This is a genomic window from Halothiobacillus sp. (assembly GCF_028710545.1).
In the GTDB taxonomy this organism is placed as follows: Bacteria; Pseudomonadota; Gammaproteobacteria; order Halothiobacillales; family Halothiobacillaceae; genus Halothiobacillus.
In genome coordinates, this window is sequence record NZ_JAQTTX010000065.1 from 1 (window position 1) to 11,267 (window position 11,267).

Below are 11,267 nucleotides of genomic sequence, written 5' to 3' on the forward strand. Positions count from 1 at the left end.
GGTACCGTGCGGACGACGATGTGCTGTTCGGAACAATCACCATCGGCGGGAAAGACAACCACATGGCCGTGGATAGTCAGTCGGTTTATGAACGTATGTTCCGTTTGCTCGATCAGGCCGGATATCCGTATTTGTGGCGTACCTGGAATTTTCTGGCGGACATCCATGGCAATGACCAAGGGCTTGAGCGTTACCGGCAGTTCAATGTTGGCCGCCAGGCTGCTTATGACGCGCGTCAGCAGGCTGTCGAAAGCTGCGCACCGGCGGCCTGCGCGCTGGGGATGCGCGATGGCGGCTTTTGTGTCGGCTTTCTTGCGGGGCGTGTGGCGCCGATCCTGTTGGAAAACCCCCGTCAGGTCAGCGCGTATCATTACCCCGATACCTACGGTCCCCGCAGTCCGACCTTCTCTCGCGCCACGTTGATTCCGCTGGTTGACTCCTTTCTGCTGCTGATTTCCGGCACGGCCAGCATCGTCGGTCACGAGAGCCGACATCTTGGCAATGTGCGGGCGCAAACGCGGGAAACCTTGGCGAATATCTCCGAAATCGTCGCGCAAGCCAATGACCGACTGAACGCCGCCTGGGCAAACGATCGCCTGCCGCAAGGGCCGGGCTTCATGCTTGCCGATCTGCAGCTTCGCGTATACGTGCGGCGACCGGAGGATGCCGACGCGGTACGGCGTGAGTTGGGCGTTTGTTTGGGCAAGAATCTCAACGTCTGTTTTGTGCAGGCCGATGTATGCCGGCAGGAGTTGCTGGTCGAAATCGAAGCGAGCGGATGGGTTCGTCGAACACACGGCGACCGGGAGGCGCGATAGTGCCTGTCTTGCGCCGCTTGCGCGCATTTCTTCGCGCCTTGCATGCGTCCATCGTCATGGTGTTGGGGGTGTCCTCTTTTACCTTGTTGTGTCTGGTCTGGTTGCCGTTCGCCTGGGTATTGCGGCCACTGTTTTCCGGGGAGGCACGGCGTCTTATCGGTCACCGCATCGGGCGGCGATTCATTCATCAGGGCTTTCGCCTTTATCTCGGTTTTTTGCGACTGTTCTGCGCCAACCATTTTGATCTTGCGGCACTGGATGCGTTAAGAAATGCGCCGCCGCGGGTGCTGGTGGCCAATCATCCTTCATTGCTGGATGTGTTGCTGATCGTTTCCCGACTGCCGAATGTGGTGTGCGTGATGAAAGCGGGGCTGATGAACAACATCCTGTTCGGGGCCGCCGCGCGCATGGCGGGCTACATTCGCAACGACGGCCCGCTGGAAATGATTCTGCATGCCGAAGCGGCCTTGGCCGAGGGCGCGCATGTGCTGATTTTTCCCGAAGGCGGGCGCACGGTCGAATTTCCACTCGATCCCTTCGGCCAAAGCGCTGCCTTGATCGCCCGGCGCGCCAATGTGTCGATTCAATCCCTGCTGATCGGTTTTTCCAGCCCCTACCTCGGAAAACACTGGCCGTTATGGCGGCGGCCCGAGTTGCCGCTTCGCTGGTCTGTGCGCCTCGGTGCGTGTTATCTCCGGCCCGCCGATGTGACGGCCTGCACCCGCCAGATGGAACACGACATGCGAATGGCATTGAGCGCACAACCCGGATCGAGCCGACCATGATTGATTCTTCCCTATTTGACTCTTCTGGGCACCTCGTGCTCATCCCGAGCTACAACCCCGGCGAGAAGGTGTTCGAAACGCTGGCGGCGGCGCGCGCGCAATGGTCACCGGTGTGGGTGGTGGTCGATGGCAGTACCGATGGCACGACCGAGCGCCTGTTGGCCCTGGCACAAACCGATCCGGGTTTGCGTGTGCTCGTGCTGCCGGAAAATCAGGGCAAGGGCGCGGCGATTCTGTATGGCCTGCTCGAAGCGCAAAAGGCAGGCTTCACCCACGCGCTGACGATGGATGCCGACGGCCAGCATCCGGCAGAGCGCATCCCCGATTTCATGCAGCAATCACTGCAGGCGCCCGAGGCCATGATTCTGGGCAAGCCCGTTTTTGCGGCCGATGCGCCCAAGCTGCGCGTCTACGGGCGTCAGGTTTCCAACACCTGGGCGAATCTGGAAACCCTGTGGATGGGCATCGGCGATTCGCTGTTCGGCTTTCGGGTCTACCCCATCGAACCGCTCAAGAAGATCATGTTGCGCCATCGATGGATGCGCCGGTTCGACTTTGACCCCGAAGCGGTCGTGCGGCTCTGTTGGGCGGGCATTCGGCCCATCAATGTGCCGACGACGGTGCGGTATTTCACGGCGGAAGAAGGCGGTGTGTCGCACTTCAATTACCTGCGCGACAACCTGCTGCTGACCGGGATGCACACCCGATTGTTTCTGGGTTTTCTTTGGCGATTGCCTAAACTTTTGGTGCAGCGGCTGTTTTCCCGCTACCGTTAACCCGGTTTCGATGACGCGCTGAGCCACGCAGCCGTGGCTTCTGCGGTGCGCTCGGTAATCAGTGCCACCGCATGCGCGATGGCGTCCTCAACATCAACGCTATCCCTGCATAAAGGCCAAGCGGCCCACAGCCCCAACGTTCTGATTTGCGCGTGTGTCATGCGCACGCTGCCCGCAATGCAGATGACCGGTCTATCGAATCGATGTGCGCGACGGATGACTTCAGCGACGACCTTGCCTTGGGCCGTCTGCGTATCCAGCGCCCCTTCGCCCGTCAGCACGAGATCGGCCTGTTCGATGGCTGCGTCCAGTGCCAGCAGATCGGCCAGATACGTGCTGCCCCTTTGCCTTGTTGCGCCCAGCACGGCACCAAGGGCAAACCCCAAGCCGCCCGCCGCGCCCATGCCGGGCGCATCGGGCGTGCAGTGCAGTTGCCTGACCGTTTCTATGTGCGTGGCGATCTGCCGGAGCCGTGCATCCATTTCTGCGACATCACTTGCTGCCAGCCCCTTTTGCGGGCCGAAAACCGCAGTAGCGCCGTCCGGGCCGGTCAGCGGGTTATCAACATCGGTCAGGCAGATGAGTTCGACGTGCGCCAGACGCGTATCCAGTTCGGAAAAATCGACCCGATCCAGCATTTTGAGGCCATCCGGCGTTGGGGTGAGCGGCTGGTCATTCTTGTCCAGAAATCGAACACCCAAGGCCGAAAGCATCCCCGCACCCGCGTCGTTGGTGCCGCTGCCGCCCAGGCCGATCACCAGCTTTTGCGCGCCAAGATCCAGCGCACACCGCAGCAATTCACCGACACCGCGCGTATCGAACTGCCACGGATTGCGCAGCCCCGGGGCGGTGAGGTTCAAACCACAGGCACTGGCGACTTCGATGATTGCCATGTTCTGTGCTGGAATCCAGCCCCATGACGCTTCGACCATTGCGCCATCTGGCCCATGCACGCGGTCATGGCGCCATTGCCCATTCAACGCCTGCGTGATGCGCTCCGCCGTGCCTTCGCCGCCATCGGCCATGGGAATGCATTCGATTCGGGCATCCGGCACCACGAGGCGGACGCCCTGCGCCATGGCTTCGGCCGCGGCCGGGCTGGATAAGCTGCCCTTGAAGCTATCCGGGCATATCACGATGTGCAATCCCATGAATCTTCTCCTCATGGCTGTCCATAAACGGGGATGGGTCGGTGCTAAGGAACCTCGGCACGAATACATAACCCCTCAAATCCCCCTCGCCCCCCCTTTTGCAAAGGGGGATGCGCACAATCTCGAAAAAGCCCGACTCCCCCCCCTTTTTGAAAAAGGGGGGTTGGGGGGGATTTACCCGTTCGCAACCTGTGCTCGAGGAATTCTGACTTCGTGCAGGGGCGCCCAAGCGCCGGTTTGTGTCGAAGCGGGTCAATTGAATCCGACGCTGCCTTGCCACAAACCGCCGCAGGTCGATCGACTCTTGCTACAATAAGGTCCATTTTCTCCATTTTTTCATTCGGCGATCTTTCCGTGACTGATTACAAATCAACGCTTAACCTGCCCGATACCCCTTTCCTCATGCGCGGCAACCTGCCGCAGCGCGAGCCCGAGCGTTTGGCCAAGTGGCAGCAACTGGAATTGTATCGCGCGATACGCGCCACCAGTGCCGGTCGGCCCAAATTCGTGCTGCACGATGGCCCACCCTACGCCAACGGCGATATTCATATCGGTCACGCCGTGAACAAGGTGCTCAAGGACATGATCGTCAAGTCCAAGCAGCTTGCAGGGTTTGATGCGCCGTATGTGCCGGGTTGGGATTGTCATGGACTGCCGATTGAATTGATGGTCGAGCGTGAACACGGCAAGCCGGGGGCCAAGCTTTCCGCGCAGGAATTCCGTGCGGCCTGCCGCGTTTATGCGCAAAGCCAGATCGACCGCCAGATGGCCGATTTTATCCGGCTTGGCGTGATCGGCGACTGGGCCAATCCGTACAAAACGATGGATTTTGCCACCGAGGCGGACATCGTGCGTGCGCTGGCGGGCATCATCGAGAACGGCCATCTGCATCGGGGCGAGAAGCCGGTGCACTGGTGCGTGGATTGCGGCTCGGCGCTGGCGGAAGCGGAGGTTGAATATCAGGACAAGAAATCCGACCAGATCGATGTGGCCTTTGCGGCCGTGGATTCGGCCGCCGTGCACCGCGCCTTCGGGATTGACAGCAGCGCGCCGGTTTCGGTCGTCATCTGGACAACCACACCGTGGACGCTGCCCGCCAATCAGGCCGTGGCGATCAACCCGGAACTGGATTATGCGCTGGTCGAGCTTGTTGACGGACGTCGCATTATTCTGGCCGAAGCCCTGCGCGAATCGGCTTTGGCGCGGATGAAGCTTGAAGGCACGGTGCTGGGCACCACGCCCGGCGCGGAACTCGAAGGCCTGCATGTGCAGCACCCGTTCCTGAACCGGCAAGTGCTGTTGATTTTGGGCGAGCATGTCACGACCGATGCCGGTACGGGCGCAGTGCATACGGCACCGGCGCATGGCGAGGACGACTTCAAGGTCGGTCAGCGTTATGGCCTGCCGGTGGATAACCCGGTCGATGGCAGTGGTCACTTCCTGCCCGACACGCCCTTTGTTGGCGGCATGAACCTCAAGGATGGCGGCGCAAAAATCCTTGAAATCATGCAGGAATCCGGCGCGTTGTTGGCGCACAGCCGATTCACGCACAGCTATCCGCACTGCTGGCGCCACAAGACGCCGCTGATTTTCCGCGCGACCGGCCAGTGGTTCATCTCGATGGAACAGAACGAACTGCGCGAACAGGCCATGGCGGCGATCAAGACCGTCCGCTTCGTGCCCGAATGGGGCGAAGCGCGCATTGCGGGCATGATCGAAAATCGTCCGGACTGGTGCATTTCGCGCCAGCGTACCTGGGGCGTGCCAATCGCGCTGTTCGTCGATAAACAAACCGGCGAGCCGCATCCGGACGCGCCACGGCTGATGCGCGCGGTGGCCGACCGGATCGAGCAAACCGGTATCGATGCGTGGTTCTCGCTCGACCCGAAAGAGATCCTCGGTGCCGATGCCGACCGCTACGAGAAAGTCACCGATACGCTGGATGTCTGGTTCGATTCGGGCGTTACCCACGCCACCGTGCTCGACCGCCGCCCGGAGCTGACCTGGCCGGCCGACCTGTATCTGGAAGGCTCGGACCAGCACCGCGGCTGGTTTCAGTCGTCGCTGCTGACGGGCGTGGCGCTCAAGGGCGCGGCACCGTATCGCGGTGTGCTCACCCATGGCTTCACGGTCGATGCGCAGGGCCGCAAGATGTCGAAGTCGCTCGGCAACGTGGTTGCGCCGCAAAAGGTCATCGACAAGATGGGCGCGGATGTGCTGCGCCTGTGGGTGGCTTCGACCGATTTCTCCGGTGAGATGACCGTTTCCGACGAGATCCTGCAACGGGCGGGCGACGCCTATCGCCGCATCCGCAACACGGCGCGTTATTTACTGGCCAACATCAACGATTTCGACCCGAACACCGATTGCGTGGCGAACGAAGACTTGCTGCCGCTGGATGCCTGGCTGCTCGATCACGCCGCACAACTGCATCAAGCTGTGCTGGCGGATTTTGAAACCTACGACTTCCACAGCCTCGTGGCGCGAGTGCACCATTTCTGCTCCATCGAGCTTGGCGCGTTCTACCTCGATATCGTCAAGGATCGCATCTACACCGGCCAGAAAAACGCGCCGATGCGCCGCTCGGCGCAAACCGTGATGTGGCGCGTGATCGAGGCGCTCACTCGCTGGATGGCGCCGATCACCTCGTTCACGGCCGACGAGCTTTGGGCCCACTTGCCCACGCTGGCCGAACCTCGGGCGCCTTCGGTGTTTCTGGCAACGCATACGGATGATTTGGTGACCGTGCTCAGCGATGAGCAACGCGCGTTTTGGGCGAAGTTGATCGACCTGCGCGATGTCGTCAATCGCTACGCCGAAGTCGCGCGCAACGAAAAGATCATCAAGGCCAACCTCTCTGCGAAGGTGACGCTGTTTGTCGATGATGTGCTGGCCGATTTCCTCAAACCCATCCGCGATGAATTGCGGTTTGTGTTGATCGTCTCTGAACTGGATGTATGGCCACTGGCAAACGCGCCGACGACAGCCACGGTCGAAACCCTGCCGAGTGGCGAGAAAATGGCCGTGCAGATCGCCGCAAGCGTTGCGCCCAAGTGTGAGCGCTGCTGGCATCTGCAGCCGGATGTCGGCAGCCATGCCGCGCATCCGACGCTTTGTGGTCGTTGTATCGAGAATATCGACGGCGCGGGCGAAACGCGGGTCTGGGCATGAACAGTCCCAACAAGCCCGGTCAGTTTTATTGGCACAACCTCAACTGGCTGTGGCTTTCCCTGCTGGTGATCGGCGTGGATGCAGGGACCAAGTGGCTGGCGAGTCATTTTTTGCAGTATGCCAGGCCGGTGGAAATGACCGGGTTCTTCAACCTCACCCTGTTGCACAATCACGGCGCGGCGTTTTCCTTTCTGGCGAATGCCGATGGCTGGCAGCGCTGGGGTTTTGCGGTGCTGGCCTTCATCGTGGCGCTGGGGCTGATGGTTTGGTTGCTGCGGATTCCCCGCGCCCAAGCAGGCGCGCGGCGCGGTGTTGGCATGATCAAGGTTGCGATTGCGCTGATCATCGGGGGGGCGATCGGCAACCTGATCGATCGGCTGACCTTGGGTTATGTGGTTGATTTTCTTGATTTTCATTGGCACGGTTATCACTGGCCCGCCTTCAATGTGGCCGATAGCGCCATCGTTATCGGCGTTGCTTTGATGATTCTGTTTGAATTACGCCCGAGCACAGAAAAACCAAATCAGGAGCATGCTTCCTCATGACCAATCCGAGCGATGCCAAAACTACCTTGCCGGTCATCACGCGGGGTGCAACGGTGACGCTGCACTACGAGATTCGCCTGCCGGATAATCGCGTGGCGGACTCGACCTTCGATGCCGAGCCGATGATATTTACCGTCGGAGATGGCAGCCTCGATGCCCGTTTGGAAGAATCGCTGTTCGGCCTGCCGCAAGGCGAGCAAACCCGTATCCTGCTGACACCGGAATATGCCTTTGGGAACACCGATCCCGAGATGATCCACGAGCTGCCTCGTGCGGATGTGCCCGATGACCTTAGCTTGAGTGTCGACGATCTGGTCGAATTCAACCTGCCGAACGGCGATACGGTGGCGGGCACCGTGCGGGCGATCAACGAGGAAACCCTCCTGGTGGATTTCAATCACCCGCTGGCGGGCATGAATATCCAGTTCATCGTCAACGTGCTGGCGGTCGAGCCGCCTGCCGAAGAATCTGTTCAGGAGGCCAAGGCATGAACATCCTGCTAGCCAACCCGCGTGGATTCTGTGCCGGGGTGGATCGGGCTGTCGAAATTGTCGATCGCGCGCTGGATCTGTTCGGCGCGCCGATCTTCGTTCGTCACGAAATCGTGCATAACCGCTATATCGTGGAAAACCTCAAGCGTAAGGGTGCGATTTTCATCGAGGAACTGGCCGAAGTGCCCGATGATGCCACCCTGATCTTCTCTGCGCATGGCGTATCCCGTGCGATTGAAGACGAAGCCGCCGCGCGGGGCTTGCGTATTTTCGATGCGACCTGCCCGCTGGTCACCAAGGTGCATCTGGAAGTCGAGCGTCATGCGCGTCAGGGGCAGGATGTCGTCCTGATCGGTCATGCCGGTCATCCGGAAGTCGAGGGCACGATGGGCCATTTCGATCCACGTCACGGCGGTCGGATTCATTTGATCGAACGCATCGACGACGTGGCGAATCTCTCTGTCGAGAACCCCAATGGCCTGGCGTACTCAACCCAGACCACGCTTTCGGTCGATGAAACCCAGACGATTATCGCCGCATTGCGTCAGCGTTTCCCCAAGATCGAAGGGCCAAAGAAAGATGACATCTGCTACGCCACGCAGAACCGCCAGGATGCCGTGCGCGAATTGACGCAAACCTGCGACGTGATTCTCGTCGTCGGCTCGAAAACCAGCTCCAATTCCAATCGTCTGCGCGAAATTGCCGAGCAGGCCGGCAAGGCGGCCTATTTGATCGATGGCGTGGAAGACATCAGCGAGGACTGGTTTGGAAGCTGTGCCTGCGTGGGGGTGACAGCGGGGGCTTCCGCACCGGAAATTCTGGTTCAGCAGGTGCTCGCGCATCTTGAGTCTCGTTTCGCGGCCACACTAATCGAAACACCACCGCAAATCATCGAACACATGGTGTTTGCGTTGCCTAAATCATTACGGGCCAAGGCCTAGGGAAGCGCTGATTTATTCCGTGCTTCCCGCTTGGGGCAGGATGCCCCAACACGATCAAAGACGTAAGTCTTTGATTCGTGGGAGCCATCGCGGGCGTGTACCGCGATGAGCGAGCTGATTTGTTCCATGGATGGAATAAATCAGCATTTACCTGGGCTTGAACACGAGGGCACTCATGATTCGTCGTACTATCCGTCATTCGTCACTACGTCATCTGATTTTTTTGTTGCTACTCGCGATGATGCTCGTGCCGTCCACGCAAGCGGCGGATAGTCGGGCTCTAGCCGCAACAATTGCCAGCCAGTTGTCGGCAACGACCTGGTTCAAGGAAGGGGACGGTCAAAAGATCGTGTATTTCTTCTTCGATCCCAACTGCCCGCACTGCAATGAAGCCTATGAACGCATCAAACCGATTCTGGCCGCGGATCGGGATATCCAGATGCGCTACGTGCCGATGGGCGTGCTGTTACCGAGTTCGGCGGGCAAGGCCGCGGCCATCATGCAATCCGCCGACCCGCTGGCGGCGTACCACCGCATGGAAGATGGTTACGGTTTCTCCTCGCAGGGGGATGGTGGCGCCATCGAGCCGATCAAGAATATCTCGCCAGCCACCCAGAAAGCCTTGGACGCGAACTACGCGATTCTGAAGAACAATCACATTCCCGGCATGCCTCTGATCGTGTTTCAGGGGGATGATGGCAAGCCCTTTATGATGTTCGGCGCCAAATCCGCCGAGTTCTACCGCCAGCTGTTTGCACATATCGCCCCCGGCCCGTTCGGCGGCGGGCACTCCATTCCGTAAACGACTGACGAGCGATCCCATCAGGCATGAACGGCTTTTCCTATGTGTTGCGTGGCTTTGGCCTGATGTGGCGACCGGGTATCCGCCGGTTCGTGCTGATCCCCTTGCTCATCAACATTGTTTTATTTGGCGCGGGCATGTGGGCTGGCGTTCATTACGCTCATCAATGGCTTGAAGGCCTGCTGCCCGGCTGGCTCGAATGGCTCAACTGGATTCTGATCCCGTTGCTGTTCATCGGTCTGATGCTGGTGGCCTATTTCAGCTTCACCATCATCGCCAATTTCATCGCCGCACCGTTCAATGCCTTGCTGGCGCAAAAGCTGGAAATGCAGTTGACCGGCAAACCCACGCCGGAGGACGACACCTCGCTCTGGCACCTCACGCTGAAAACCGTGGCTGCCGAATGGCGCAAATTTCGCTATTTTCTGGCCTATGCGATTCCGCTGTTGCTGATTTCCTTCGTGCCGGGGCTAAATCTGCTTGCCCCATTTTTGTGGTTTGCCTTCTCTGCCTGGATGATGACGCTCCAGTACGTCGATGCCCCGGCGGGTAATCATCTTTTGGAATTCGATGCACAAAAAAGCTGGCTTAAAACGATGCCAGCCACGTCATTGACTTTTGGCACAGCCATGACCGGCATGACAATGGTGCCGGTATTGAATTTTTTTGCCTTGCCCGTTGGGGTATGCGGTGCGACCGCACTCTGGGTGGAGCGGCGACCGCGACCAACCCATGACCCGATTAAACGTTAATTTCCTTGACCCAGAAATCATGCAGATTGCAGGTGCTGGTGACTCTGACAAGTCCCTTGTAGCCTTCCGGCAAGGTGTGCTCCGAGGTGGGCTTGTCTTTCCAGTTAAAGGTTTTGCGATCGAGGGATTTGCCGTCTTTTAGCACGACTGTGTGACTGACAATGTAATGCGCCTCGCTCATCGGGTGCGGGGTATGGATGTGCAGTTTGCCGTCTTTAATTTCTGTATCCGGCACATGAAGTGATTCCACCGCTTTCCAGTGGCCGGGGTTTTGGGCATCAAAAACCACATTTTGATAACTCTCCTCACTCGCTTGTGCGGCTTGCGAGCCCAGTGCCAAGGCGGCCGTGCCGAGTGTGGCGGTGCTGATAAAGTGACGACGATTCATAGAATGCTCCTGTCAATGATGGCCAAAAACAGCCATCAGGAGCATAGACAATTATTTACCCGTGAATCTAATTTTCCGGTCGGTTTATGTCGTGAGTTTGCCGGGCATCGTTGATCAGCGTGTTTATTGCCCCATCCCTTCAACGGTTAAAAACTGGAACGGCTTGGCCGGTTTGAACAACGTGAGCGCATTACCGGAATAGACTCCCTCGTGTGCCAGAGGCAAGCGCAAAACCGGCGCCGACCACGGAGCCCCGGATGCGACACCCGGAGAAAATCAGGCAGCCGGACGGCTTTCTGGTGGCGCCATGAACTCCGGACCGACCGGGTCGGTAACTGTCTCAGCTAGGATGCGGTCGATCTCTGCTTGATCGGCATCACTCAGCGACCAACCGAAGATCGCATCGACCGGCTCCAGTTGATCCGGCCGACGCGCGCCCCACAATGCAGTCACCACCCCGGGCTGATCGATCAGCCAGCGCAGCGCCAAATGGATCACGCGGCGATCGAAAAGTTCAAGAGCGAACTGGTCCAGGCGTTCCACGGCGGCCAGATACTGGGCAAACCGCGGCGGCTGGAACTTCGGGTCGTTCTGGCGAAGATCATCGCCTTCGAATTTTCGATCTGCCGACATCGCCCCGGACAGCA

At 59.2% G+C, this 11,267-nt stretch carries 12 protein-coding genes; 9 read left to right on the top strand and 3 right to left on the bottom strand.

The window, feature by feature from the left end; genetic code table 11:
* The 3 genes from PHD44_RS11210 to PHD44_RS11220 all read left to right on the top strand — a co-directional run.
* On the top strand, positions 1–818 hold an 818-nt coding region (locus PHD44_RS11210), incomplete at its 5' end, for a hypothetical protein (RefSeq protein WP_300191677.1).
* The gene (locus PHD44_RS11215; RefSeq protein ID WP_300191680.1) at positions 818–1,603 is read left to right on the top strand and encodes a 1-acyl-sn-glycerol-3-phosphate acyltransferase; all 786 of its coding nucleotides are present in this window, start codon (positions 818–820) and stop codon (positions 1,601–1,603) included. The genes PHD44_RS11210 and PHD44_RS11215, both read left to right, overlap by 1 nt.
* On the top strand, positions 1,600–2,379 hold the full coding sequence (locus PHD44_RS11220; protein WP_300191683.1) for a glycosyltransferase family 2 protein: 780 nt from the start codon (positions 1,600–1,602) through the stop codon (positions 2,377–2,379). Before PHD44_RS11215 ends, PHD44_RS11220 begins: the two co-directional genes overlap by 4 nt.
* On the opposite strand, the gene PHD44_RS11225 is transcribed toward PHD44_RS11220, so the two are convergent.
* On the bottom strand, positions 2,376–3,530 hold the full coding sequence (locus PHD44_RS11225; protein WP_300191686.1) for a glycerate kinase: 1,155 nt from the start codon (positions 3,528–3,530) through the stop codon (positions 2,376–2,378). The genes PHD44_RS11220 and PHD44_RS11225 overlap by 4 nt on opposite strands.
* Positions 3,531–3,884: 354 nt before the next feature.
* Here PHD44_RS11225 and ileS point away from each other — a divergent pair, with 354 nt between their 5' ends.
* The 6 genes from ileS to cysZ all read left to right on the top strand — a co-directional run bounded on the left by ileS (position 3,885) and on the right by cysZ (position 10,232).
* Entirely contained in the window at positions 3,885–6,701 is a 2,817-nt protein-coding gene (gene ileS / locus PHD44_RS11230; RefSeq protein ID WP_300191689.1) for an isoleucine--tRNA ligase, read from the top strand.
* Positions 6,698–7,246, top strand: coding sequence for a signal peptidase II (gene lspA, locus PHD44_RS11235; protein ID WP_300191691.1), 549 nt, complete (start codon positions 6,698–6,700; stop codon positions 7,244–7,246). The genes ileS and lspA overlap by 4 nt, the downstream gene beginning before the upstream one ends.
* The gene (locus tag PHD44_RS11240) at positions 7,243–7,737 is read left to right on the top strand and encodes an FKBP-type peptidyl-prolyl cis-trans isomerase (protein ID WP_300191694.1); all 495 of its coding nucleotides are present in this window, start codon (positions 7,243–7,245) and stop codon (positions 7,735–7,737) included. The genes lspA and PHD44_RS11240 overlap by 4 nt, the downstream gene beginning before the upstream one ends.
* Positions 7,734–8,678: a 4-hydroxy-3-methylbut-2-enyl diphosphate reductase gene (gene ispH, locus PHD44_RS11245; protein ID WP_300191697.1), complete on the top strand. Its 945-nt coding sequence runs from the start codon at positions 7,734–7,736 to the stop codon at positions 8,676–8,678. The genes PHD44_RS11240 and ispH overlap by 4 nt, the downstream gene beginning before the upstream one ends.
* A gap of 175 nt (positions 8,679–8,853) precedes the next feature.
* Positions 8,854–9,480, top strand: a complete 627-nt coding sequence (locus PHD44_RS11250; protein ID WP_300191700.1) for a thioredoxin fold domain-containing protein — start codon at positions 8,854–8,856, stop codon at positions 9,478–9,480.
* Positions 9,481–9,506: 26 nt separating this feature from the next.
* Positions 9,507–10,232, top strand: a complete 726-nt coding sequence (gene cysZ / locus PHD44_RS11255) for a sulfate transporter CysZ (protein WP_300191702.1) — start codon at positions 9,507–9,509, stop codon at positions 10,230–10,232.
* Here cysZ and PHD44_RS11260 read toward each other — a convergent pair.
* Both PHD44_RS11260 and PHD44_RS11265 read right to left on the bottom strand, forming a co-directional pair.
* Positions 10,222–10,620 (bottom strand): desulfoferrodoxin family protein, encoded by a 399-nt coding sequence (locus tag PHD44_RS11260; RefSeq protein WP_300191705.1) that lies wholly within the window; start codon positions 10,618–10,620, stop codon positions 10,222–10,224. The genes cysZ and PHD44_RS11260 overlap by 11 nt on opposite strands.
* Positions 10,621–10,896: 276 nt before the next feature.
* Positions 10,897–11,267, bottom strand: a 371-nt coding sequence (locus tag PHD44_RS11265; protein ID WP_300191707.1) for an aldo/keto reductase, incomplete at its 5' end; no start/stop codon positions are given.